This is a genomic window from Nonomuraea sp. NPDC050540 (assembly GCF_044457485.1).
In the GTDB taxonomy this organism is placed as follows: Bacteria; Actinomycetota; Actinomycetes; order Streptosporangiales; family Streptosporangiaceae; genus Nonomuraea.
Genome location: NZ_JBITHA010000003.1, coordinates 553,936 through 577,486, shown reverse-complemented (window position 1 = coordinate 577,486; position 23,551 = coordinate 553,936). Strand labels below are relative to the sequence as shown.

At 71.9% G+C, this 23,551-nt stretch carries 18 protein-coding genes and 1 pseudogene; 11 read left to right on the top strand and 8 right to left on the bottom strand.

Going from position 1 to position 23,551, the window contains the following annotated elements:
* Positions 1 to 280: 280 nt before the first annotated feature.
* Positions 281 to 430 (bottom strand): hypothetical protein, encoded by a 150-nt coding sequence (locus ACIBI5_RS12980; protein WP_397246227.1) that lies wholly within the window; start codon positions 428 to 430, stop codon positions 281 to 283.
* A gap of 183 nt (positions 431 to 613) precedes the next feature.
* Complete coding sequence (locus tag ACIBI5_RS12975; RefSeq protein WP_397246225.1) at positions 614 to 1,540, bottom strand: TolB family protein; 927 nt, start codon at positions 1,538 to 1,540, stop codon at positions 614 to 616.
* 172 nt (positions 1,541 to 1,712) lie between these two features.
* Between ACIBI5_RS12975 and ACIBI5_RS12970 the strand changes: the two genes are divergently transcribed.
* Positions 1,713 to 2,348 (top strand): hypothetical protein, encoded by a 636-nt coding sequence (locus ACIBI5_RS12970; protein ID WP_397246223.1) that lies wholly within the window; start codon positions 1,713 to 1,715, stop codon positions 2,346 to 2,348.
* Here the strand turns inward: ACIBI5_RS12970 and ACIBI5_RS12965 are convergent.
* The 3 genes from ACIBI5_RS12965 to dnaE form a co-directional block, all read right to left on the bottom strand.
* On the bottom strand, positions 2,326 to 3,495 hold the full coding sequence (locus ACIBI5_RS12965) for an MFS transporter (RefSeq protein WP_397246221.1): 1,170 nt from the start codon (positions 3,493 to 3,495) through the stop codon (positions 2,326 to 2,328). The genes ACIBI5_RS12970 and ACIBI5_RS12965 overlap by 23 nt on opposite strands.
* Positions 3,496 to 4,800, bottom strand: a complete 1,305-nt coding sequence (locus ACIBI5_RS12960; protein ID WP_397246218.1) for a discoidin domain-containing protein — start codon at positions 4,798 to 4,800, stop codon at positions 3,496 to 3,498.
* 164 nt (positions 4,801 to 4,964) lie between these two features.
* On the bottom strand, positions 4,965 to 8,492 hold the full coding sequence (gene dnaE, locus ACIBI5_RS12955; protein ID WP_397246216.1) for a DNA polymerase III subunit alpha: 3,528 nt from the start codon (positions 8,490 to 8,492) through the stop codon (positions 4,965 to 4,967).
* A 163-nt stretch (positions 8,493 to 8,655) separates the two neighbouring features.
* Here dnaE and ACIBI5_RS12950 point away from each other — a divergent pair, with 163 nt between their 5' ends.
* From ACIBI5_RS12950 to ACIBI5_RS12920, 7 genes are all read left to right on the top strand, one after another.
* The gene (locus ACIBI5_RS12950) at positions 8,656 to 10,017 is read left to right on the top strand and encodes an amino acid permease (RefSeq protein ID WP_397246214.1); all 1,362 of its coding nucleotides are present in this window, start codon (positions 8,656 to 8,658) and stop codon (positions 10,015 to 10,017) included.
* A gap of 165 nt (positions 10,018 to 10,182) precedes the next feature.
* Positions 10,183 to 12,123 (top strand): serine/threonine-protein kinase, encoded by a 1,941-nt coding sequence (locus ACIBI5_RS12945; protein ID WP_397246212.1) that lies wholly within the window; start codon positions 10,183 to 10,185, stop codon positions 12,121 to 12,123.
* 10 nt (positions 12,124 to 12,133) lie between these two features.
* Positions 12,134 to 13,669, top strand: coding sequence for a serine/threonine-protein kinase (locus tag ACIBI5_RS12940; protein WP_397246210.1), 1,536 nt, complete (start codon positions 12,134 to 12,136; stop codon positions 13,667 to 13,669).
* A complete protein-coding gene (locus tag ACIBI5_RS12935) occupies positions 13,666 to 14,511 on the top strand; it encodes an AraC family ligand binding domain-containing protein (protein ID WP_397246208.1) in 846 nt (281 codons plus the stop codon). The genes ACIBI5_RS12940 and ACIBI5_RS12935 overlap by 4 nt, the downstream gene beginning before the upstream one ends.
* A 10-nt stretch (positions 14,512 to 14,521) precedes the next feature.
* Complete coding sequence (locus tag ACIBI5_RS12930; RefSeq protein ID WP_397246206.1) at positions 14,522 to 15,184, top strand: AzlC family ABC transporter permease; 663 nt, start codon at positions 14,522 to 14,524, stop codon at positions 15,182 to 15,184.
* On the top strand, positions 15,181 to 15,492 hold the full coding sequence (locus tag ACIBI5_RS12925) for an AzlD domain-containing protein (protein WP_379618507.1): 312 nt from the start codon (positions 15,181 to 15,183) through the stop codon (positions 15,490 to 15,492). Before ACIBI5_RS12930 ends, ACIBI5_RS12925 begins: the two co-directional genes overlap by 4 nt.
* A 9-nt stretch (positions 15,493 to 15,501) precedes the next feature.
* Positions 15,502 to 17,010 (top strand): serine/threonine-protein kinase, encoded by a 1,509-nt coding sequence (locus ACIBI5_RS12920; protein WP_397246203.1) that lies wholly within the window; start codon positions 15,502 to 15,504, stop codon positions 17,008 to 17,010.
* 59 nt (positions 17,011 to 17,069) lie between these two features.
* On the opposite strand, the gene ACIBI5_RS12915 is transcribed toward ACIBI5_RS12920, so the two are convergent.
* Positions 17,070 to 18,173 carry a sensor histidine kinase gene (locus tag ACIBI5_RS12915; protein ID WP_397246201.1) on the bottom strand — a complete coding sequence of 368 codons (1,104 nt, stop codon included), beginning with the start codon at positions 18,171 to 18,173 and terminating at the stop codon, positions 17,070 to 17,072.
* Entirely contained in the window at positions 18,170 to 18,859 is a 690-nt protein-coding gene (locus tag ACIBI5_RS12910; RefSeq protein WP_397246198.1) for a response regulator transcription factor, read from the bottom strand. Before ACIBI5_RS12910 ends, ACIBI5_RS12915 begins: the two co-directional genes overlap by 4 nt.
* A 120-nt stretch (positions 18,860 to 18,979) precedes the next feature.
* Here ACIBI5_RS12910 and ACIBI5_RS12905 point away from each other — a divergent pair, with 120 nt between their 5' ends.
* Positions 18,980 to 21,166: an MMPL family transporter gene (locus ACIBI5_RS12905; protein WP_397246196.1), complete on the top strand. Its 2,187-nt coding sequence runs from the start codon at positions 18,980 to 18,982 to the stop codon at positions 21,164 to 21,166.
* 257 nt (positions 21,167 to 21,423) lie between these two features.
* Here ACIBI5_RS12905 and ACIBI5_RS12900 read toward each other — a convergent pair whose 3' ends face one another.
* Entirely contained in the window at positions 21,424 to 22,203 is a 780-nt protein-coding gene (locus tag ACIBI5_RS12900; protein ID WP_397246194.1) for a beta-ketoacyl synthase N-terminal-like domain-containing protein, read from the bottom strand.
* Between the two features lie 38 nt (positions 22,204 to 22,241).
* Between ACIBI5_RS12900 and ACIBI5_RS12895 the strand changes: the two are divergent.
* Positions 22,242 to 22,385, top strand: a pseudogene (locus ACIBI5_RS12895) (biotin carboxylase N-terminal domain-containing protein); the annotation flags it as partial.
* A gap of 9 nt (positions 22,386 to 22,394) precedes the next feature.
* Positions 22,395 to 23,435, top strand: a complete 1,041-nt coding sequence (locus tag ACIBI5_RS12890; protein WP_397246781.1) for an ATP-grasp domain-containing protein — start codon at positions 22,395 to 22,397, stop codon at positions 23,433 to 23,435.
* The last annotated feature ends 116 nt before the right edge of the window (positions 23,436 to 23,551 follow it).

Below are 23,551 nucleotides of genomic sequence, written 5' to 3'. Positions count from 1 at the left end.
GCGGCTTGACACTAAGACTGGACAGCTTGACGGGATATCCGTATCGATATCGGTATACGTACGGAAATTACGTTAACCACCGCTTTACGCGCCCACCTGTAAGAACCCCCGCCCACGCGCACCCCGCCCCGGCACACACCCCACCCATGCCTTGGCCCGCGTTAGCGGCCATCCGCGCCTCGGGTCCGCGGCCGCCCCGCCGCTCAGCTTGACGCCGCGCCCCCACCCCGCGCCCGGCCCGCCGCCAACCGACCGCGGCCCATGGCGCCGCACCCATGACTCACGCACGGCGCAACCGCGACCCGCGCATCATCGCCACGCGGCCCAGCCCAACGCGGCCACCATCGCCGACGGACCGCAACCTGCCCGAGGCGCGCTCCGAGACATTCGCCGTCCACAGCACGACGGCACGCGCGAGCAGGCGCAGCACGACAGAACCTCACGGCTACCGCAGGCACCCCGCACAACGCGAAATGGGCTCCCATGGGCGGCGCGGGATGGCGCGGCGGGACGCGAGGGTGAGCCGGAGACGCGGACGCGGGGTGGGCCGGCCAGAGGCGGAGGCGAGAACGGGGGGCCGGAGAGGCCGGGGAGGGGCCGAGGGGCGGGGTGGTTAGTGGATGGCGGAGGGGGAGGAGGCGTTGGGGGTGAGGAGGTGGGGGGTGCCGGTGCCGTCGGCGGGGACGGACCAGATGTCCTTGCCCTTGGCGTACATCACGGTGCGCTCGTCCAGCCACGCCGCCTGGTCGTCGATGGAGGCGGTCTCGGCCAGTGGCGTTTCGCGGCCGGTGGCGAGGTGGAGGGCGTGCAGGCGCCACGGGCCGGGTTTGACGCGCTTCTTGTAGACCAGGGTGGAGCCGTCCGGGGAGAGGGAGGGGCATTCGGCGTTCTCGCGGAGCGTACGTGCGCGCCAGTTCGTGAAGTCGCCCTCCACCAGGTACGTCTTGCCCTTCGTCGACAGCGTGGCGTAGAAGCGGGAGTCGTCGGCGGCGAAGGTGATGCCCCAGTAGTTGACGTCGGCGGAGTAATAGCGCCGGCCGTCGATGCGTAGCGGGATCTCCTCGATGTTGGTGACCACGTAGCCGGTCTTGATGTCCAGGATGCCGCTCCAGGTGGAGAAGCCGCCGCTGTTGTAGGAGTCACCGGTCACGAACACCGTCCACGACGCCATCCGCCCGCTGGCCGAGATCCTGGCCCGGCTGGGGATTCCGGCCAGCCGTACCTTGCGGACCTCACGCATCGAACGGTCAAGAATGATCGCGTCCGTGGTGGGAGGCGCACCGGGGCGAGTGACCAGGCAGATGGTCGTCCCGGCAGCCGTGTAGTTCCGGTCGCACTTGGTGGCGCTCACGGCCGGCGCCGCCGCGGGATCCCCGATCGGCACCGCCGCGACCCGCCCCGAACTCCGGACCACCAGTTGCCCAGCCCTCCCCGGATCCACGGCCGAGGCCGCCGGCCCCTCCTTCTTCGCCGCCGCCCAGCTCGCGTACCCCACAGCCACCCCGGCCAGCACCACGACCGCCAGAACAACCGCCGCCACCCGCCGGACCCCACCCTTCCCCCCAGAACCCCCTACCACCTGGTCGGTAGCCACCTCCCCCCTACCAACCACCAGGTAGGCGTCCGCTCCCACCTGCCCACCAAACCCTGCCTCAGCAGCCCCACCCTCTCCCCGCGCAACCACCGGTCCGCCGGAACCTGCCGGGCTTGAGGTGCTCACCGGGCCCGAGGTGGTCACCAGGCCATCGGTGGACGCCGAGCCGTCGGTGGTAGTCGAGCCGAGGGTGGCTGCCTGGCCAGGGGTGGTGGTCGGGCCAGGGGTGGTGGTCGGGCCAGGGGTGGTGGTCGGGCCAGGGGTGGTGGTCGGGCCAGGGGTGGTGGTCGGGCCAGGGGTGGAGCTAGAGGTCGCTATCGGGCCAGAGGGCGTGGCCCGGCCGGGGGTGGAGCGGTCGAGGGTGGCGGAGGCATCTGTGGCGGAGGCCAAAGAGGTGAGGTCGGGAGAGCCGGAGGCGGATGGGGTGGAGGCAGAAGGCGTGGAGGCGGGAGGGGTGGGGGCCGAGGGGGCAGAGGCGCGGGACCCGGAGGCGGGAGGTGCGGAAGCGGATGGGGTGGGAGTGATCGCCCCGGAGGCAGGAGGTACGAAGGCGGGAGAAGCGGGGGTGGGAGAGGCGGGGACGGATGCGGTGGGGGCTGGGGTGGGAGTGGGTGCGGTGGAGGTGGGGGTGGGAGAGGCGGGGACGGATGCGGTGGGGGCTGGGGTGGGAGTGGGTGGGGTGGGGGTTGGGGTGGGTGGGGTGGGGGTGAGGGGTGTGGGGTGGTTGGGGGTCATAGGACTCTCCAGGCGATGATGATCGATATGACGAGTCCGGCTGCCATCACCAGCAGGCCTTGTCCCGCGCCCAACCCGGTCCACAACACGCCGAACCCGATCGAGGAGACCATTCGGGCCGCCGCCTGCCCCGTCTGGAGTACGGCGAGGCCGCTGGTTCGCAGGGTTTCCGGGAGCATCGGGCCGGCCAGGGCCATCAGCACCCCGTCCGTCGCCGCGTAGAACGCCCCGTGCAGCACCAGGACGGGCACGAGCCAGCCCGGCCCCATCAGCACCAGGTACGCCCCCAGCAACGCCAGGTGCCCGCCCAGGAAGACGACGGCCCTGCCGTACCGGTCGGAAAGGCGGCCGAACGGGACGGCCAGCAGCAGATAGACCCCGGCCGTCCCCAACGGCAGCAGGGGGAAGAGTTCTGGGGCGAATCCCAGCCGCCGCTGCAGCATGAGGTAGACGAACGCGTCGCTCACGGTGACCAGCCCGAGCAGGCACGCGGCCGCGCAGACCCGCAGGAACGCGCGGTCGCGCAGTACCGCCGCCCGCAGCGACGGCCGGGGGGCCAGGGGGCCGCGGCGGTCGCGGACCAGGGCGGCGAGCAGGACGACCCCGAGCATCGCGACGCAGAAGCTGGTCACGAACACGGCGTCGTGGGCGCCGCCGGTCGCCGCCAGTACGCCGAAGGCGGCCAGCGGTCCGAGGAAGGCGCCGGCGGTGTCCATCGCGCGGTGGACGCCGAAGGCGGAGCCGAGCCCCTCCGGCGGCGCGCTCAACGTGATCAGCGCGTCCCGGGGCGCGGTGCGCAGGCCTTTGCCGGTGCGGTCGGCGGCGATGGCCGCGCCCAGCGCCGCCACGGAGGCGCCGGCCGCGAGCAGTCCCACCTTGGCGGCGGCGGACAGGGCGTAGCCCACGCCCGCCACCAGTTTGCGGCGCCGCCAGCGGTCGGCGGCGTGGCCGCCGGCCAGGCGTACGGCGGCGGTGATGCCGAAGTAGAGGCCGTCGAGGACGCCGAACTGCACGAGGCTGAGCCCGAGCGTCCCCACGAGGTACAGCGGAAGCACCGCTGTGATCATTTCTGAGGAGATGTCGGTCACCAGGCTCACCGCGCCGAGCGCCACCACGTTGGCGGGCACGGCGCGGGTGAGCATGGTGCCGCGGATCGACACGTACATCTAGTGGCAGGTGTAGGTCGGGCTGGTGTCCTTGACCGAACCGTCGACGCCGATGAGCTGCCAGGCGAACGTGGTGTCGGTGAAGTTCAGCTTCAGGACGCCGAAGGTGTTGGTGAGCCGCTTCTGGCTGTTCGGCTGGACGTTCTCGATGTTGTACGGCGAGGCCCCGCCCATCCCGCCGAGGATCTCGACGATGCCGTTGGGGTCGGCCTGCGCGGTCGGGCTCTGGGGCCCGAATCGCTCGTAGTGGTGGTCGTGCCCGTTGAGGACGAGTTCGGCGCCGGCGGCGTACAGGCGCTGCCAGACCGGACGGCTGACCGGGTCGTTGCCGTGCGAACCGGAGCTGAACAACGGGTGGTGCCAGTAGGCGGCCACGCACCGCTTGGTGTTGGCGGCCAGGTCCGCGCTGAGCCAGTCGAGCTGGGTCTGGCTGTCGAAGGAGTTGGAGTCGAGGGAGATGAAGTGCCATTCGCCGCGATCGAAGCTGTAGTACGGCTTGCCCTGCGGATAGGCGATGGACCCGAAGTACGACTTGTAGCCGGCCAGCGGGCCCGCCGGGTCGTAGGTCTCGTGGTTGCCCGGCGAGGGGCGCGTCTTGGACTTGAACCGGCCCCACGTCTTGTCGTAGTAGTTCCGGAAGTCCGACAGCAGCGCGTCGTCGTACTGGTTGTCGCCCATGGTGAGCACGAACTCGGGGTTCATGGACTCGACCAGGGCTGCGGTCTTGGGGTGGATGCAGGAGGAACCGGAGGTGCACTGCTCGGCGATGTCGCCGGCGGCGGCGACGGTGAAGGAGGGGCCGCCGGGGTCGGGGGTGCCGCCGAACACCTGCATCTCCCACAGCGAGTAGCCGTAGGAGGTGCCGCGGGCGGTGCCGTACATGCGCACATAGCGGCCGGAGGCGGTGAGGGTCAGGTCGTCGAGACCGCCGTCGCCCGAGGTCGTGGAGTAGACGGTGCTCCAGGTGGCGGCGTCGGGCGAGACCTGGATCTGGTACGCCTTGCCGTAGGCGACCTCCCAGAACAGCTTGACCCGCGAGATCTGCTGGACGCTGCCCAGGTCGACGCGGATCCACTGGGGATCGCTGCCTTCCAGGGAGGCCCAGCGGGTGGAGGTGAAGTTGCCGTCGACGGCCTTGCCCGAACTGTAGGAGGTGCCCTCCTTGGAGGAGGACGAGGCGGGCTTGCCCTGCGACAGCAGGGTCTCGACGACGGCGGAGGCGGTAGTGGCGGTGGCGGTGGCCGGGGTTAACAACCCGGCCATCAGGACGAGGACGGAGAGCAGAGACCAGCGTGCTCTGGACATGGCGAATCTCCTGGGGGGCGAGATCTGGGCATGATCCGTTGAGCAGCCGGGACAGCGGGTGGTTTCCTCGCTGAGCGCGTCACCCCTGGCGGGGCCGCGCCGAGCCGCTTACCGGTGATCGTGGCAAGCGGCAACGAGCGTGTCAAGTTAGTTAGGAAGGTTTCTTAACCTCCGATGCACGCCCGACCGAGCAACTCCCTGAGATCGCCCACCAGAGACGGCGACGGCGTGACCCGCAACCGGTCCTCGACCCGCAGGACCGTCGTCTTCGGCCCGTGATGCACCTGGAGGCGCACCTCGGAGGTGCCGGGGTGGGCGATCAGGATCTCCTTCAAGCGGGCGACGACCGGCGGCGTGCAGCGGCCGAGCGGCAGGCTGACCGTCAGCGGCCCGCCCGCCTCCCGGGTCAGGTCGGGCGCGGTCACCTCCATCGCGACGATCTTCGCGACGTCCTCGCGCTTGTCGATGCGGCCCTTGACGAAGACGATCGCGTCCTCGGCCAGGATCGTCGAGCACAGCAGGTACGCCGACGGGAAGATCATGACCTCGATGGCGCCTTCGAGGTCCTCCAGCTGGGTGAGGACCCAGGTGTCGCCCTTCTTGGTGACCTTGCGCTGCACGCCCGACAGGATGCCGCCGACGGTGACGACCTGGCCGTCGGCGCGGCCGTCGTCCTGCAGGGCCGCGATCGAGCAGTCGGCGCCGGAGGCCAGGACGTGCTCGACGCCGAACAGCGGGTGGTCGGAGACGTACAGGCCCAGCATCTCCCGCTCGAACTGCAGCAGCGTGTTCTTGTCCCACTCCCCCACCGGGATCTGCACGTCGAAGGTCTGGTCCTCGCCGCCCTCGATGGCGCCGAACAGGGAGTCCTGGCCGATGGCCTCGTTCTTCTTGATGTCGATGATCGCGTCGACGGCCTGCTCGTGCACCATGACCAGGCCCTTGCGGACGTGGCCGAGCGAGTCGAAGGAGCCCGCCTTGATCAGCGACTCGATGACGCGCTTGTTGCAGACGACCGCCGGGACCTTGCGCAGGAACTCCTTGAAGTCGGCGAAGCGCCCCTTCTGCCTGCGCGCGCCGATGATGCCGTCGACGACGTTGCCCCCGACGTTGCGGATGGCCGACAGACCGAAGCGGATGTCGGTGCCGCGCGGGGTGAAGTCGAAGTCGGAGTCGTTGACGTCCGGCGGGAAGACCTTGATGCCCATCCGGCGGCACTCGTTGAGGTAGAGCGCCGACTTGTCCTTGTCGTCCTTGACCGAGGTGAGCAGGGCGGCCATGTACGCGGCCGGGTAGTTGGCCTTGAGGTAGGCGGTCCAGTAGGAGACCAGGCCGTAGCCGGCGGTGTGGGCCTTGTTGAAGGCGTAGTCGGAGAAGGGCAGCAGGATGTCCCACAGAGCCTTGACGGCGGCGGCCGGGTAGCCGTTGTCCTTCATGCCCTTGTCGAAGAACTCGTACTGCTTGTCCAGCTCGGACTTCTTCTTCTTGCCCATCGCGCGCCGCAGCAGGTCGGCGCCGCCGAGCGAGTAGCCGGCGACCTTCTGCGCGATGGCCATGACCTGCTCCTGATAGACGATCAGGCCGTGGGTCGTGTCGAGGATGTCGCGCAGGGGCTCTTCGAGCGCCTCGTGGATCGGGGTGATCTCCTGCTGGCCGTTCTTGCGCAGCGCGTAGTTGGTGTGGGAGTTGGCGCCCATCGGGCCGGGGCGGTAGAGCGCGAGGGCGGCGGAGATGTCCTCGAAGCTGTCGGGGCGCATCAGGCGCAGCAGCGAGCGCATGCCGCCGCCGTCGAGCTGGAAGATGCCGAGGGTGTCGCCGCGCGCCAGCAGCTCGTACGTCCTGACGTCGTCGAGCGGCAGGTCGAGCAGCTCGATCGCCTCGCCGGTCGCCGACTCGATGGCCTTGAGGCAGTCGTCGATGATCGTCAGGTTGCGCAGGCCCAGGAAGTCCATCTTCAGCAGGCCGAGCGTCTCGCAGGTCGGGTAGTCGAACTGCGTGATGATCACGCCGTCGGAGTCGCGGCGCATGATCGGGACGTAGTCGGTCAGGACCTCCGACGACATGATGACGCCGGCGGCGTGCACGCCGGTCTGCCGGATCAGCCCCTCCAGGCCCTTGCCGAGGTCCATCGTCGCCTTGACGTCGGCGTCCTCGCCGTAGAGCCTGCGCAGCTCGCCGGCCTCCGGGTAGCGCGGGTGGTCCTTGTCGAAGATGCCCGACAGCGGGATGTCCTTGCCCATGACGGCGGGCGGGAAGGCCTTGGTGACCCGGTCGCCCAGCGCGTAGGGGTAGCCCAGGACGCGGCCGGCGTCCTTGATGGCGGCCTTCGCCTTGATGGTGCCGAACGTGGCGATCATGGCGACCTTGTCGGCGCCCCACTTCTCGGTCACGTAGCGGATCACGTCGGCGCGCCGGCGCTCGTCGAAGTCGATGTCGACGTCGGGCATGGAGACACGCTCGGGGTTGAGGAAGCGCTCGAAGATCAGGCCGTGCGGGATCGGGTCGAGGTCGGTGATGCCCAGGGCGTACGCGACCAGGGATCCGGCGGCCGAGCCCCGGCCGGGCCCCACGCGGATGCCGTTGTTCTTGGCCCACATGATGAAGTCGGCGACCACGAGGAAGTAGCTCGGGAAGCCCATCTGGACGATGACGCCCAGCTCGTTCTCGGCCCAGGAGCGGTGCTCCTCGTCGACGCCGCCGGGGAAGCGGCGCTCCAGGCCCTTCCAGACCTCCTGGCGGAAGTATCGCTCCTCGGTCATCCCCTCGGGGACGGGGAAGGCCGGCATGAGGTTCTTGTGCTCGAAGAACCCGCTCGCGTCGACCTTCTCGGCCACCACCAGCGTGTTGCGGCAGCCCTCCGCCCACAGCTCGGAGGAGTCGACCGCGCGCATCTCGTCGGCGGACTTGATGAAGTAGCCGGAGCCGTCGAAGCGGAAGCGGTCGGGGTCGGACAGCTGCTTGCCGGTCTGGACGCAGAGCAGGGCGTCGTGGGAGGCGGCGTCGGACTCGTAGGTGTAGTGGGAGTCGTTGGTCACCAGCGGCGGGATGTTCAGCTCCTGGCCGATCCTGGCGAGGCCGTCGCGGACGCGGCGCTCGATCTCCAGGCCGTGGTCCATGATCTCCAGGAAGTAGTGCTCCCTGCCGAAGATCTCCTGGAACTTCGCCGCCGCCTTCACGGCCTCGTCGTACTGCCCGAGCCTGAGCCTGGTCTGCACCTCGCCGGACGGGCAGCCGGTCGTGGCCATGAGGCCGCCGGCGTGCTCGGCCAGGATCTCGGCGTCCATGCGGGCCCACTTGCGGTGGAAGCCCTCGGTGTAGGCGCGTGAGGACAGCCGCATCAGGTTGTGCAGGCCGGTCTTGTCGCGCGCCCAGATCGTCATGTGGGTGTAGTAGCCGCCCGCGGAGACGTCGTCCCTCTTCTGGTGGGGCTCGCCCCACAGCACGGGCCGTTTGTTCTGCCTCATCTCGGGGGCGACGTAGGCCTCGATGCCGATGATCGGCTTCACGCCGGCCGCCGTGGCCTGCCGGTAGAAGTCGTAGGCGCCGTGCATGTTGCCGTGATCGGTGATGGCTATCGCGGGCATGCCCAGCTCCCCGACCTGTCCGAACATCTGCTTGAGCCGCGCGGCCCCGTCGAGCATGGAGTACTCGGTGTGCACGTGCAGATGGACGAACGAGTCGCTGGACGACATGGAGCGGCGCCTCCCGGACGGACGTGGCGTGCGCTCCGACTCTAGTAGTCCGCACCGACAGTTCGGGGGCGGCCACCGGAGCCGCACGACGGCGCGCCCCTCTGGCCGCGGCCACCGGCGTGGATATCGTCGCCATGACGGAGTGCGACGGAAGGCTCACACAGTGCAGACGGACGAAGGCTACACCCACGCGCTGGGCAACCGGCACGTCCAGATGATCGCGATCGGCGGCGCGATCGGGGTCGGCCTGTTCCTGGGCGCGGGCGGCAGGCTGGCCGCGGCCGGGCCCGCGCTGGTGCTGTCCTACGCCGCCGCCGGCCTGGCGGCCTTCTTCGTCATGCGGGCATTGGGCGAACTGGTGCTCTACCGGCCCACGTCCGGCTCGTTCGTCGACTACGCCGACGAGTTCGTCGGCCCGTGGGCCGCCTTCGCCAGCGGCTGGATGTACTGGATCAACTGGGCCTTCACCGGCATCGCCGAACTGACGGCGATCGCCACCTACGTCCACCGCTGGGCGCCCCACTTCCCCACCTGGGCCACCGCGCTGCTCGCCCTGGGCCTGGTGCTGGTGGTCAACCTGCTGTCGGTGCGGCTCTTCGGCGAGCTGGAGTTCTGGTTCGCGCTGCTGAAGGTGCTGGCGATCATCACCTTCCTCGTGGTCGGACTCTGCGCGGTGCTGTTCTCCGTGGGCGCGGCCACCCCGGCCAACCTCGTCGCGCACGGCGGTTTCTTCCCCAACGGCTTCGGCGTCGTGCTGATGAGCCTGCAGGCCGTGGTCTTCGCGTACGCCTCCATCGAGCTGGTCGGCATCACGGCCGGGGAGACCGCCAACCCCCGCCAGGTCATGCCCAAGGCCATCAACGGCGTCATCTGGCGCATCGCCGTCTTCTACGTCGGCTCGGTCATCCTGCTGGCGATGGTGCTGCCCTGGACCGCCTACAGCGCCGACAACTCGCCGTTCGTCACGTTCTTCGCCAGCCTCGGCGTGCCGTGGGCGGCCGACGCCATGAACCTGATCGTGATCACCGCCGCCATGTCGTCGTGCAACTCCGGCCTCTACTCCACGGGCCGTATCCTGCGCTCGATGGCGACGAAGGGCGAGGCGCCCGCGTTCGCCGCGCGGCTCAGCGGGCGGCACGTCCCCATCGGGGGCATCCTGCTGACGGCCGCCGTCTTCCTGGCCGGGGTGGCGTTGTTCTACTACGTGCCCGAGCGCGCGTTCAACATCGCCACCGCGGTGGCCTCGCTCGGCGTGATCACCACCTGGGGGACGCTGGTCTACTGCCAGCTCCGGCTGCGCCGGCGCGGGCACGTCTCGCCCTTCAGGATGCCGGGCACGCCGTACACGAACTGGGCGACGCTGGCGTTCCTGGCGCTGGTGGTGCTGCTCATGCCGTTCGCCGACGACGACCAGCGGGTGGCGTTCTTCCTGCTGCCGCTGCTCGCCGCCGGGATCGCGATCGGCTGGAAGATCACCGCCGCGCGGCGGCGCGCCCACCGTGCGGGTCCTCCGCCCATGCCGTAGACCGCCGGTCCGGTGAACGCGTGGCGACAAATGATGTCGAAAAGATTACATCTGGCGTCTACCTGCCATAGCTTGCTACCCGCAGAACGGACTGACTCTTACGTGAGTCGCCGTTGATCCCCCGCTATGGGAGTATTTCTTGGCCTAGAGGAGGGTTTGAGGCCGTTGACGTCGGATCGTACGCAGCGTGGTCGCCGCATCGCCGGCCGCTACCAACTGCAGGAGCCCATCGGCAGGGGCGGCATGGGGATCGTCTGGCGGGCCCATGACGAACTGCTCGATCGCACCGTCGCGGTCAAGGAGGTCCGTTACGCGGCCGCCCTGGGCGACGAGGTCCAGTTGCTCAACCGGCGTACCATGCGCGAGGCCAGGGCGGCGGCCAGGTTCGAGCATCCCAACGTGATCATCGTGCACGACGTGATCGAAGAGGACGACCGCCCCTGGATCGTCATGCAGCTCGTGCCCTCACGCTCCCTCGGCGCGGTGATCAAGCAGGACGGGCCGCTGCAGCCCGCCCGCGTGGCCGAGATCGGGGTCGCCGTCCTCGACGCGCTGCACCGGGCCCACGAGGCGGGCGTCCTGCATCGCGACGTCAAGCCCGAGAACGTGCTGCTGGCCGACGACGGCCGCGTGGTGCTGACCGACTTCGGCATCGCCACGCTGGAGACCGAGACGCAGCTGACCATGACCGGCCTGGCCGGAACGCCCGCGTTCATCGCGCCGGAGCGGCTCAAGGGCCTGCCCGCGCGGCGTGAGTCGGACCTGTGGTCGCTGGGCGCCACCCTCTACACGGCGGTGGAGGGCAAGTCGCCGCACGAGCGCGGCATGGCGCTGGCGACCATGCACGCGGTGCTGACCGACGAGCCCGACGCCTCGCACAACGCCGGGCCGCTCAAGCCCATCATCGACGGACTGCTGGTCAAGGAGCCGGTGCAGCGGCTGACGTACGAGGAGACGGCGCGCATGCTGCGCCGGATCGTCATGCAGTCGCACTCCGAGGCCGTGGTGGCCGTGGACGACATGCCCACCGACCCCAACCTCAAGCCCGTGGCGGCCGCCGTACCGGAGACCGGGACCAAGATCGCCCGGCCGACGCGGATCGACACCTCCGCGCTGGAGAGCGCGGCCGTGGAGCAGGCGCGCACGGCCGAGCGCGAGCGCGCCGCCGCGGAACGCGAACGGGAGCAGATCCGCAAGCGGGAACTGGAGCGCGAACGGGCGCGAGCCCGCGAGCGCGAGAAGGCCGCGGAACGCGAGCGGGCCCGTGAGCGGGAAAGGGCGAGGGAGCGGGAGGCCGCCAGGGAGCGCGAGCGGGAAGCGGCCAGGCAGCGGGCGGCGCTCGCGGCCGAAGCGCCCGCCGACGCCGACGATCCGGACTCCTGGGACCTGGTCCCGCCCGCCCCGGCGGCCGAGCTCACCCATCCCTCAGGCGAGGGCGGCCGCCGCCGTTACGGCCCGCTCCTCGCGGTCGGCGCGGCCGTGATCCTGGTCGCCGGGATCGGCGGCTACCTCGGCCTGAACTCGGCCCTGGACAAGGGAGACAAGACAGAGGATCCGGGGCGCTCCCCGCAGAGCGCCGCGGTGACCTCCAGCCCGGAGAAGAGCCCGCCGGAGCAGGCCGACCCCTCCCCCACCCCGGAGGCGTCCAAGGCGGAGGGCGTGCTGCCCGACGGCTGGAAGATGCACAAGGACAAGTCGGGCTTCTCCCTGGCCCTGCCCAAGGGCTGGAAGGAGTTCAAGCGCGAGGGCAGCCAGATCTTCTACCGCGGACCCGGCGCCGGATCCAACGCCTTCGTGGCGATCGACCAGATCGACAAAGCCGGCGACGACCCGGTCGGCGACTGGAAGCGGCAGGAGAAGTCGGCCAAGAACATCTTCGGCGGCTACAAGAAGATCCACATCAAGAAGGTCGACTACATGGTGGCGGCGGCGGACTGGGAGTTCACCTGGAACACCAACACCGGTGAGACCCGGGTCCGCAACCGGGGCTTCGTCACCGAAGGCGGCATGGGCTACTCCATCTACTGGCACAACCTGGCCAGCCGATGGAAGAAGGACCTGCACTTCTTCGACACCTTCGCCGCCACCTTCAAACCCGCCAAGTAGGCTGCACCGCGTGGAACGGCTGGTCAGCAACCGCTATCGCCTCATCGAGCCGATCGGCGAAGGCGGCATGGGCGTGGTGTGGCGCGCCCACGACGAGCTGCTCGACCGTCCCGTGGCCGTCAAGGAGGTCCGCTACTCCGGCGTCGGCGAGGCCAAGCGGAGCGAGCTCAACCGGCGCACGATCCGGGAGGCGAGGGCCGCCGGGCGACTGGAGCACCCGTCGGTGGTCGTGGTGTACGACGTGGTCGAGGAGGACGGCCGCCCCTGGATCGTCATGAACCTCGTGCGCTCGCGCTCGCTGGCCAAGGTGGTCGGCGACGGCGGCCCGCTGCCGCCCGGCACGGTGGCGGCGATCGGCGCGGCGCTGCTGGACGCGCTGCGCACCGCGCACGCCGCGGGCGTGCTGCATCGCGACGTGAAGCCGGAGAACGTGCTGCTGGCCGACGACGGCCGCGTGGTGCTGACCGACTTCGGCATCGCCACGCTGGAGGCCGAGCAGGGCCTGACCGCGACGGGCCACCTGGTCGGCACGCCCGCGTACATGCCGCCCGAGCGCCTCAACGGCCTGCCCGCCGGGCCGGAGTCCGACCTCTGGTCGCTGGGCGCGACCCTGTACACCGCGGTCGAGGGCAGGCCGCCCTACCGCGGCGACTCGTGGGCCGCCACGGTGGCCGCCGTCCTGCGCGACCCGCCCGCCCCGTCGGCGCGCGCGGGCGCGCTCGCGCCGGTCATCGAGGGTCTGCTGCGCCGCGACCCGGCCGCCCGCATCCCCGCCGCCCAGGCCGCCGCACTGCTCCAGACGGCATCCGGTACGGCCCCGCCGCCCCACGGCCACGGCGGGCCACCCGGCGTCGCCGGCCACGAACCCACCCTCCACAACGACGGCCACCCCACGGGCGCGTCGCGGACCGGACGCCGCCCACGCTGGGTCGTCGCCTCCACCGCGCTCCTCGCCGTGGGCGGCCTGGCCACGGCCGGTTTCCTGCTGTCGGGCCGGCTGGCCGGCACCGCCGCGCCCAAGTCCACCCCCACGCCGCCCGCCACCGGCGTCACCGTCCCCCCCACCCCTTCAACGACCGCCACGCCGTCCCCGGCGCCGCCCGACGGCTGGCGCACGGTCACCAGCAAGACCGGCGCCTTCTCCGTGGCCGTGCCCGAGAACTGGAAGGGCAGCAAGAGCCCCGACCGCGACAGCATCTCCTGGACCGGCCCCGGCACCGGCGGCCAGCTCATCGTCGAATGGACCGACGACGTCTGGAGCGACCCCGTCCAGCACTGGAAGAACGTCGAAGGCGACATCCTGCGCAGGAACGAGTTCCGCGACTACAAGCGGATCGCGATCAGGCGGCTGACGTACCTGGGCCGGCCCGCCGCCGACTGGGAGTTCACCCGGGTGAAGGGCACGACGAGGGTGCACGTCATCACGCGCGGCTTCCGCGCCGCCGACGGCCGCCCCTACGCCGTCTACTGGGAGCTGCCCGACAGCCGCTGGGAGGACCACGTGAACTACTTCAACACCTTCGTGGAGTATTTTCGGGTGTTGTGAAGGAGCAGGCGAACTTCTGGCGGCACCCGGCGGTGCCCGAGGTCAACCTGCTCAAAGCCCGCTACGTCACCCACCGCTTCACCCGCCACACCCACGCCGAGTACGCGATCGGGCTGATACTCGACGGCGTCGAGGAGTTCCAGAACCGCGGCTCCACCCACCGGGCGGGCTCCGGCGAGATCGTGCTGGTCAACGCCGACTCGGTGCACACCGGTCACGCGGGGACGCCTGACGGGTGGGCCTACCGGATGCTGTACCCGTCGGCCGAGGCCATGGCGGAGGTGGCGGCCGAGCTGGGCCTGCCGTACGCGCGGCCGTTCTTCCCCGAGCAGGTGGTGAGCGATCCGGCGCTGGCGGGGCTGCTGGGGCGCACGCATCTGGCGGCCGAGCGCGGCGACGACCTGACGGCCTCGACGCTGATGCGGACCTTCTTCGCCCAGCTGATGTCGCGCCACTCGACGCCGCCGCACGCTCCGCCGGACGGTCCGCGGGCGGGCGGGCGTGAAGTGGAGGCGGCGCTGGAAATGCTGCGCGCGCGCATGGTGGACCCGCCGACGCTGGAGGAACTGGCGGCGGCGGTGGGCGCGCGGCCGTTCCCGCTGCTGCGGGCGTTCAAGGCGGCGACGGGCCTGCCGCCGCACGCCTACCTCACCTCTTTGCGGGTACGGCAGGCCCGCTCGCTCCTGGAGACGGGCACCCCGCCGGCCCTGGTGGCGGCCGAGGTGGGCTTCACCGACCAGGCCCACCTGAACCGGCACTTCAAGCGCATCGTGGGCGTGCCACCGGCGGCGTACCGGCGCTCCGCAGGAACGTACAAGACGGAGGAAGGCCCAGCTTCCTAGCCTTACCCTCATGGAACAGACAACAACCCGTTCCGCCGCGATCCGGGACGGTTTGGGCGTCGGACTGGCGGTGGGCCTGTCCGGCGTCGCCTTCGGAGCCGCGGCCGTCACCGCGGGACTGGACGTGGCGCAGGCGTGCGTGCTGAGCCTGCTGACCTTCACGGGCGCCTCGCAGTTCGCCCTGACCGGCGCCGTCGGCGCGGGCGGCGACCTGGTCTCGGCCACCGCCGGGGCCCTGCTGCTCGGCACCCGCAACACCCTGTACGGCCTGCGCCTGGCCGACCTCCTCCAGGTCCGCGGCGGGCGCAGGGCGGTGACGGCGCACGGCGTCATCGACGAGAGCACCGCCGTCGCCCTCGCCCAGCCGAACCCGGCGGCGGCCAGGGCCGGGTTCACCACCACGTTCGTCACGCTCTACGTCATGTGGAACCTCACCACGCTCGCCGGCGCGCTCGGCACCTCCTTCCTGGGCGACCCGGGCATGCTGGGCCTGGACGTCGTCGGCCCGGCCACGTTCCTGGCCATCCTGTGGCCGCGGCTGCGGGAACGTTCCGAGCTGCGCACACTCGCGCTGACCGGCGCGCTCATCGCGCTGGCCGCCACGCCGTTCCTGCCGCCGGGCGTGCCCGTGCTGGTGGCGGCGGCGGCCGTGCTGGTGGTGATGGTCCGATGACGCTCTGGTGGGCGATCGCGATCGTCTGCGCGGGCTGCTACGCGCTGAAGCTGGCGGGCCTGGCCGCTCCGCGCAAGGTGCTGGACCACCCGCTCGTGCACCGCTTCTCCGAACTGGTGCCCGTGGCGCTGCTGGCCGCGCTGATCGCGGTGCAGATGTTCACCGCGCAGGGCCGCCTGGACTTCGACCTGGCCAGGACCGCCGGGCTGGGCGCCGCCGTGGTCGCGCTGCTGTTGCGCGCGCCCTTCCTGGCCGTGCTGGCGTCGGCGGCCGTCGTCACCGCGCTTGTCAGGCTCTTTACCGGGTAGACGCCCCGCATGTCCGAATCTGCGGGGATCGTCGGCGGCCGCTACCGTCTGCTCAGGACCATCGGCAAGGGTGGCATGGGCACCGTCTGGCAGGCCCATGACGAGGTGCTCGGCCGGGACGTGGCGGTCAAGGAGATCCAGCCGCCACCCGGCCTCAGCGGCCCCGAGCGCGAGGTGTTCACCGTACGGACCTTCCGCGAGGCGCGGGCCGCAGGACGGGTCGCCCACCCGGGCGTGGCCACCGTCTACGACGTGCTGGAGGAACACGGGCACCCCTGGATCATCATGCAGCTCGTGCCCTCGCGCACGCTGGGTGAGCTGGTGCGGGAGGAGGGCGCGCTGCCGCCGGTCCAGGCGGCGGCGATCGGCCTGCAGCTCATGCGGGCGTTGCGGGCGGCGCACGCGGCCGGGGTCCTGCACCGCGACGTCAAACCGGACAACGTGCTGCTCACCGACGACGGCCGGGCGGTGCTGACCGACTTCGGCATCGCCACCACCGAGGACGACGCCTCCCTCACCAGGACCGGCGTCCTGGTCGGCACCCCCGCCTTCATCGCCCCGGAGCGCGCCGCGGGCACCACCGCGCGTCCCGCCGCCGACCTGTGGTCGCTCGGCGTCACCCTGTACATGGCCGTCGAGGGCCACTCCCCCTTCCAGCGCGGGCACGCGCTGGCCACGCTGGGCGCCGTCATGCACGATCCCCCGGGGCCGCTGTCCAAGGCGGGGCCGCTGGGCCCGGTCATCCTGGGACTGCTGGAGAAGAACCCCGCCGACCGCCTGACCGCCGAGGACACCGAGCGCCACCTGCACGCCATCACCACCGGCCTCGCCCCCGAACCCACCGCCCCCATCCCGGGGACCGGAGCCGCAAGCACGGGCGGCGTGGGAGCGGGCGGCTCGGGCTCGCATGGCGCGGGCGTCGCGGGAGCGGGCGCGGGCGTCGCGGGAGCGGGCGCGGGCGTTGCGGGTGCGGGCGCGGGTGTCGCGGGTGGGTATGGCGGGCCGGGGGCTGGTGGCGGGAGCGGTGGCCGTGGCGGGCGTGGGTCCGGACGGCATGGGCGGGGCAAGGGGCGGGCGGGGCGAGTGGCCGCGCTGAGCGGGCTCGTGCTGGCGGCGGGCCTGGTGACGGGCGGGGTGGCGTGGTGGTCGGAGCGCGACGTGGCCACCCCGACGCCCTCGACGCCCGTGGTGAAGAGCACCCCCACGCGCGGCTCCTCGCCGTCCGGCACTCCCCCGCCGTCCTCCGCCCCGCCCACCGAGTCCCCGGTACGGCAGAGCCCCACCGCCCGGCCCACCACGCGATCCCCGGACCCCGATCCCACCCCGTCCAGGAAGCCCACCCCCACCCGCTCGGCCACCGAGAAGGGCGACGACGACAAGCCCGGCGAGGTCGACCCGTCGGAGAACGGCGACGGGAAGGGCGGCGAGAACAAGCAGGACGAGGGCAAGAACGAGGACCAGCAGAACGAGGACCCCGGTTCCGGCGTCGCGATGGGCCGGTCCGGCGCAAAGGGCTGAAGCACCCGGGCCCGAAGACGCCCTGGGCTCGCGAAGGCCACAAAGGCGTGGGGGTCAGGTCAGAGCGGTAGCCGTACCGTGAAGGTGGTGCCTGTGCCGGGGGTGGACGCGGCCCCCACCTCGCCGCCATGGGACGCCACGACGGCGGCCACGATCGACAGCCCCAGCCCCGACCCCCCGAGCCGGCGCCCGTCGGCCTGCCGGTGCTCGCCGCGCCAGAAGCGCTCGAACACCCGCTCGGTCTGCTCCTCGCTCAGGCCCGGTCCCTCGTCGGCGACCTCCAGCACCGCGTGCCCGCCCTCCCTGTCCAGGCGGACGACGGCGGGGGTGCCGGGCGGCGTGTGGTCCAGGACGTTCTTGAGCAGGTTGCCGACGACCTGGCGGAGCCTGAGCGGGTCGCCGGTCACGGTGACGGGGGTGGCGCACTCCAGTCCGATCACGCGCCCGGGGTCCATGGCGTGGGCGTCGGAGACGGCGTCGGCGGCCAGCGCCATGAGGTCGACGGGCGTGCGCTCCAGGGGGCGGCCCTGGTCGAGGCGGGCCAGGAGCAGCATCTCGTCGACCATCGAGCCCATGCGCCCCGCCTCGGCCTCGATGCGGTGCATGGCCCGCGCCAGGTCCTCCGGGCGGCCGTCGGCGCCGCGGCGGAACAACTCGGCGTAGCCGCGGATGGTGGCGATCGGGGTGCGCAGTTCGTGGGAGGCGTCGGCGACGAACCTGCGCAGCCGTTCCTCCGAGGACTCCCGCTGGCGGAACGCCCCCTCCAGCTGGCCGAGCATCGCGTTGAGCGCGTGGGCCAGGCGGCCCACCTCGCCGACCGGGCGGGCGGCCTCGACGCGGCGCTCCAGGTTGCCCGCGCCGATGTCGGCGGCGGCCTCGACCATGCGGTCCAGCGGGCGCAGCCCCTTGCGGATCAGGTGGGCGGCCAGGAACGTCAGCAGGACCAGCGCCGCCGCCGAGGTGCCGGCAAGGACCCAGGCCACTCGCGAGGTCAGCTCGTCGGAGGCGGCCACGAGCGCCTCCGGCGTGTTCATGGCCAGCAGCCTGCTGCCGCCGGATCCGCGCCAGTCCTGCAGCGCGCCGAACGTGGCCCCGGCCACGAGCCCCAGCGCCAGCGTGACCAGCCCGACCGTGGTGAGCACCAGCCGGGTGCGCAGGGTCATCGGTCCTCCCTGGGCAGGCGCAGCACGTAGCCGATCCTGGGCATGGTGTGGATCAGCGGGGGCTCGAAGGCGTCGACCTTGCGGCGCAGGTAGCTGATGTAGGTCTGGACGACGCCGTCGTTGCCGCCGAAGTCGTAGTCCCAGACGTGGTCGAGGATCTGGCGTTTGGACATGACCTTGCCCGCGTTGGCGACCAGGAAGCGCAGCAGCTTGAACTCGGTCGGGGTCAGGTCGATGCGCCGGCCGGCCCGCCAGACCTCGTAGGTGTCGTCGTCCACGACCAGGTCGGCGAACCCGGCGCGGGCCGGGCTCTGCGCGGCCCCGCTGGTCCTGCGCAGCACGGCGTGGATGCGCAGGATCAGCTCCTCCAGGCTGAACGGCTTGGTGACGTAGTCGTCGCCGCCGACGGTCAGCCCGGTGATCTTGTCCTCGGTGGCGTCGCGCGCGGTGAGGAAGACGACGGGCACCTGGGAGCCGGCCGTCCTGATCCGGTGGCAGACCTCGGTGCCGAGGATGTCGGGCAGCAGCACGTCCAGCACGATCAGGTCGGGGTCGAAGCTCTGGGCCAGCGCGACCGCGGACGCCCCGCTGCCGGCGATCCGGGTCTCGAACCCCTCGTAGCGCAGGGCGGTGGAGACCAGGTCGGCCAGGTACGGTTCGTCGTCGACGACCAGGATTCGGCTCACGGGACCAGTCTTTCCCGTCCGTTCTGTGAAAGCCCATAAAGATCTCTGTGAAACCGCACTCACATGCTTTCCTCAGAACGCCCACAGAGCGGGCACCGGCGGCGCTGCTCGACTGTTCGCATGGAGAGAATCTCGGCCTTCGTACTCGGCCGCAAGGGCCTCGTCACGCTGCTGGCCGTCCTTGCCTTCCTGATCGGCATGGGCGCCACCCCGATCGCGATCCAGCGGCTGTCGGAGGAGTACTCCCACGCCGGCATGCCCGCCTTCGACGCCAACCAGGAGATCGTCCGTCTCTACGGCAACGGCGGCTACCAGCGTCCGTTCGTACCGGTCGTGGTGCTGCCCGAGGGCACGACCGCGACCAGCCAGCGGGCGGCGCTCGCCCGCGCGTACGACGCGGTGTCCGCGGCGATGCCCCAGGCACGTGTCGTGTCGTTCGCCGGTACCGGGGACACGAAGCTGGTCGGCTCGGACGGCCGTACCACCTTCGGCCTGGTCTACCCCGGCACCTACTCCGACGGCAGCCCACCGGGCGGCGGCCTCGGCGAGACGCCCGACGAGGGCCCGGTGATCAGGGCGGCGATGAGCCCGCACCTTCCCCAGGGCAGCCGGGTCGAGGTGACCGGCCTGGACGCGCTGGCGCCCAGCGTAGACGCCGGCGGCGTGGACGTGCCCACGAAGATCGGCATCGGCGTGCTGGCCGCCGTGCTCGTGCTGCTGCTGGTCTTCCGCTCGGCGCTGGCCCTGGTGCCGGTGCTGATCTCGGTGCTGGCGGTGTTCGTGTCGTTCATCGCGATCCTGCTGCTGACGTTCGTGATGACCGTGCACGACGTGGCGCTGACCACGATGCCGCTGCTCGGGCTCGGCATCGCGGTGGACTACTCGTTGCTGATCGTGGCGCGCTGGCGGGAGGAGCAGGCCAACGGCCACCGGGGCGACGAGGCGGTCCACCGGGCCATGGCGGGGGCCGGGCGGGCGGTGCTGTTCAGCGGCGTGGCCGTCGCGATCGGGCTGGTGACCATGGTGGTGCTGCCGGTGCCGTTCCTGCGCAGCCTGGGCGTCGCCGGGATGATCATCGCGGCGGTGAGCGTGCTGGTGACGCTGACCGTGCTGCCGGTCCTGCTCGCCCGCGCCGGCCGGCGCCTGGACCGCAGGAGGAGCGGCTCGCAGGACGGCGGCGTACGCTTCGCCCGCGAGGCGCGCGCGGGCCGGGCCTGGTCGGCGTGGGCGCACGCGGTGGTGCGCCGGCGCTGGCCGGCCGCGATCGTGGCCGGCGGGCTGCTGGCCGCGCTCTGCTACACCGCCCTGGGCGTCAACCTCGGCCTGCCGGAGAGCGCGCACCTGCGCACCTCCGGTTCGGGGTACGCCGGGCTGACCGCGCTGCGGCAGGCGGGTGTGCCGACCGGCTCCATCACCCCGTTCGACGTGCTGGTGAAGGGTGACCCGGCGACGGCCACCGCCATGATCGCCGGGGTGGAGGGCGTCTCGGCGGTGCTGTCGCCTGACACGCCCGGCTGGCGCCGCGAGGGCACCGCCGTCCTGGCCGTGCTGCCCTCGGCCGAGAACGGCACCGACGCCGGCGAGGCGACCATCGCCCGCGTGCGCGCCGCGGTGCCGGACGGCGTGCTGGTCGGCGGCAACGCGGCGCAGAGCATGGACTTCCGTGAGCACACCTACGGCGCCTTCCCGTGGATGTTCGCGATGATCGCGCTGGTGACGTTCGTGATGCTCGCCCGCGCGTTCCGCTCGCTGCTGCTGCCGCTGAAGGCCGTTCTGCTCAACCTGCTGTCGCTGGGCGCGGTGATCGGCGCGATGGTGCTCATCTGGCAGTACGGCTGGGGCACCAGGGAGATCCTGGACATCCAGCCGACCGGGGCCATCGGGGAGTTCGTCCCGCTGACCATCTTCGCGTTCCTGTACGGGCTGAGCATGGACTACGAGGTGTTCCTCCTGGCCAGGATGCGGGAGGAGTACGACAAGTCCGGAAACACGGCGCAGGCGGTCGTGGAGGGGGTCGGGCGGACCGGGCGGCTGGTGACCTCGGCGGCGCTGATCCTGTTCATCTCCTTCGCGGTGCTGGCGATGACGCCGGAGCTGGACGTCAAGGTGTTCGCCAGCGGGCTCGCGCTCGGGATCGCCCTGGACGCCACACTCATCCGGGCCGTGCTCGTGCCGGCGGCGGTGGCGATGATGGGGCGCTGGAACTGGTGGCTGCCGGGGTGGGCGGCACGCGTGCTGTTCGTGCGGCCCTCGCCGCTGCGGCACGAGGATCGGGTGGCGCCGGCCGTACCGGAACCCGTGGGCTGACCCCCGACCGGGCCGCCGCCCCACCCGGGGCGGCGGCCCCTCCCGGACCAAAGCCCCCTCCCGGACCAAAGCCCCGCACAGACCCAAAGCCCCGCACAGACCCAAAGCCCCGCACAGACCCAAAGCCCCGCACGGATCGTAGGCCCCGCACAGGTCCAAAGGCCGGTGCGGAGCGCAGGGCCTGTCGGAGCGCAAGGGCTGTGCGGGCGCCGAAAAGCCCGCCCCCGGACGGGAGGCGGGCTGGTCGGGACGGGTGGTCAGGGGCGGGTGAGGACGGCGGCGGAGTTGAAGCCCCCGGCGCCGCGGGCGGTGACGAGGGCGGCCGACAGCCCGCGCACCAGGCGCGGCTCGATGACCAGGTCCAGGTCGGTGGAGGTGGTGTTGATGGTGGGCGGGATGACCCCGTCGGCCAGGGCCAGCGCGGCCCACGCGAGGTCGAGCGCGGCGCCGCCCGAGCACAGGCGGCCGGTCATGGTCTTCGGGACGGTCACCGGTACCCGGCGCCCCCCGAAGACCTCCCGGAGCGCGGCCACCTCGGCCGCGTCCCGCTCCCGGCTGCCCGCGCCGTCGGCGAAGACGACGCCGACGTCGGCGGGGGTCAGCCCGGCTCTGGCGATCGCCTCGCGCATGGCCCGCGCGTACTGGCGGTGGTCGGGGCTGGGGTCGGTGACGTGGTGGGCGTCGTGGGTGGAGGCGGTCCCGGCGATCTCGGCGTAGACCGTGGGCGCGCCCCTGCCGTAGGCCGAGTCTCTCTCCTCGACCAGCAGGATCGCGCCTCCTTCCGCTGGGACGTACCCGGCGGCGTCCGGCGAGAAGGGCCGGTAGGCCAGGTCCGGGTCGGCGCCGCCGGACAGGGCCGTCTCGCTCGACTGGCAGGCCAGCGCGTAGGGGGACAGCGGCGCCTCGGTGCCGCCGGTGACGACCGCCTCGGTCCCGCCCCGTACGAGCCGCGCGGCCTCGGCCAGCGCGTCGATCGCCCCGGCCGCGTCGGCGACCAGGACGCCGCAGGCGCCCTTGAGCTGGTGCTTGATCGACAACTGGCCGCTGCTGGCGGTGCCCGCCCCCGGCCCGCCGCAACTACCTCTACGTGCCGGCGATCATCGAGGCGGCGCTGCGGACCGGGGCGGACGCGATCCACCCGGGCTACGGGTTCCTGTCGGAGGATGCCGACTTCGCCCGGATCTGCGCCGCCCACGGCATCACGTTCATCGGCCCGCGCCCCGAGGTCATGGACCTGGTCGGCGACAAGGCGCGGGTGCGCGCGCTGATGGCGGAGGCCGGGTTGCCGGTACTGCCCGGCAGCGACGGCGCGGTGCCCTCACTGGCCGACGCGGAGAAGGTCGGGGCCGAGATCGGCTACCCGGTGATCGTCAAGGCCGCGGCGGGCGGCGGCGGCCGCGGCATCGCGGTCGCCCGCGACGCCGGCGAGCTGCGCGAGGTCTACCGCGCCACCACCGCGCTGGCCCAGCAGGTCTTCGGCGACGGGTCGGTGTACGTCGAACGGTTCGTCCCCGCGGCCCGGCACGTCGAGGTGCAGCTGCTCGGCGACGCCTCGGGCAGCGTCATCCACCTGGGCGAGCGCGACTGCTCGCTGCAGCGCCGCAACCAGAAGCTGGTCGAGGAGGCGCCCTCCCCGCTGCTGCCGGACGAGCTGCGCCGCCGGCTCGGCGCGTACGCGGTGGCCGGGGCCCGGCACGTCGGCTACACCGGCGCCGGCACGATGGAGTTCCTGGTCGACGCCGGCGGCAACGCCACCTTCATGGAGATCAACGCCAGGATCCAGGTCGAGCACCCGGTTACCGAACTGCTCACCGGCGTGGACCTGGTCGCCGAGCAGATCAGGGCCGCCTCCGGGGAACGGCTCTCGCTCACGCAGGAGCAGGTCACGCCGACCGGGGCGGCCATCGAGTGCCGCGTCAACGCCGAGGACCCGGCCGCCGGCTTCCGTCCCACGCCGGGGCTGCTCACGGTGTTCCGCCCGCCGGGCGGGCCGGGCGTCCGCGTCGACTCGGGGTTCGCGCAGGGCGACCGGGTGCCGCCCGACTACGACTCGCTCGTCGCCAAGCTGGTCGTGTGGGCGCCGACGCGGGCACAGGCGATCGCCAGGGCCGACCGGGCGCTGGCCGAGTTCGCCGTCGAGGGTCCCGGCGTGGCCACCACCGTCCCGCTGCTGCGCGCGCTGCTGGCCCAGCCCGAGTTCGCCGCCGGCACCCACACGACCGCCTTCGTCACCGACTTCCTCTCCCGAACCCCGGTCCCCACCGGATAACGCGATCCCGGCCCTTTTCGCGAGCGGGCCGGGCCCAGGCGGTCAACGACCGTCTGGGCTCGGCCCAGACGGTCAAGGAACCCATGGGGCCGGTCCGGGTGGTCAAGGGTGGCCGT

Bases quoted from the DNA above. Each gene is read 5' to 3' on its own strand.
- ACIBI5_RS12905 (WP_397246196.1), top strand. From the start codon at position 18,980: ATGGAGAGAATCTCGGCCTTCGTACTCGGCCGCAAGGGCCTCGTCACG.
- dnaE (WP_397246216.1), bottom strand. From the start codon at position 8,492: ATGTCGTCCAGCGACTCGTTCGTCCATCTGCACGTGCACACCGAGTAC.
- ACIBI5_RS12890 (WP_397246781.1), top strand. From the start codon at position 22,395: ATGGACCTGGTCGGCGACAAGGCGCGGGTGCGCGCGCTGATGGCGGAG.
- ACIBI5_RS12930 (WP_397246206.1), top strand. From the start codon at position 14,522: ATGGAACAGACAACAACCCGTTCCGCCGCGATCCGGGACGGTTTGGGC.
- ACIBI5_RS12960 (WP_397246218.1), bottom strand. From the start codon at position 4,800: ATGTCCAGAGCACGCTGGTCTCTGCTCTCCGTCCTCGTCCTGATGGCC.
- ACIBI5_RS12965 (WP_397246221.1), bottom strand. From the start codon at position 3,495: ATGTACGTGTCGATCCGCGGCACCATGCTCACCCGCGCCGTGCCCGCC.
- ACIBI5_RS12920 (WP_397246203.1), top strand. From the start codon at position 15,502: ATGTCCGAATCTGCGGGGATCGTCGGCGGCCGCTACCGTCTGCTCAGG.
- ACIBI5_RS12915 (WP_397246201.1), bottom strand. From the start codon at position 18,173: ATGACCCTGCGCACCCGGCTGGTGCTCACCACGGTCGGGCTGGTCACG.
- ACIBI5_RS12925 (WP_379618507.1), top strand. From the start codon at position 15,181: ATGACGCTCTGGTGGGCGATCGCGATCGTCTGCGCGGGCTGCTACGCG.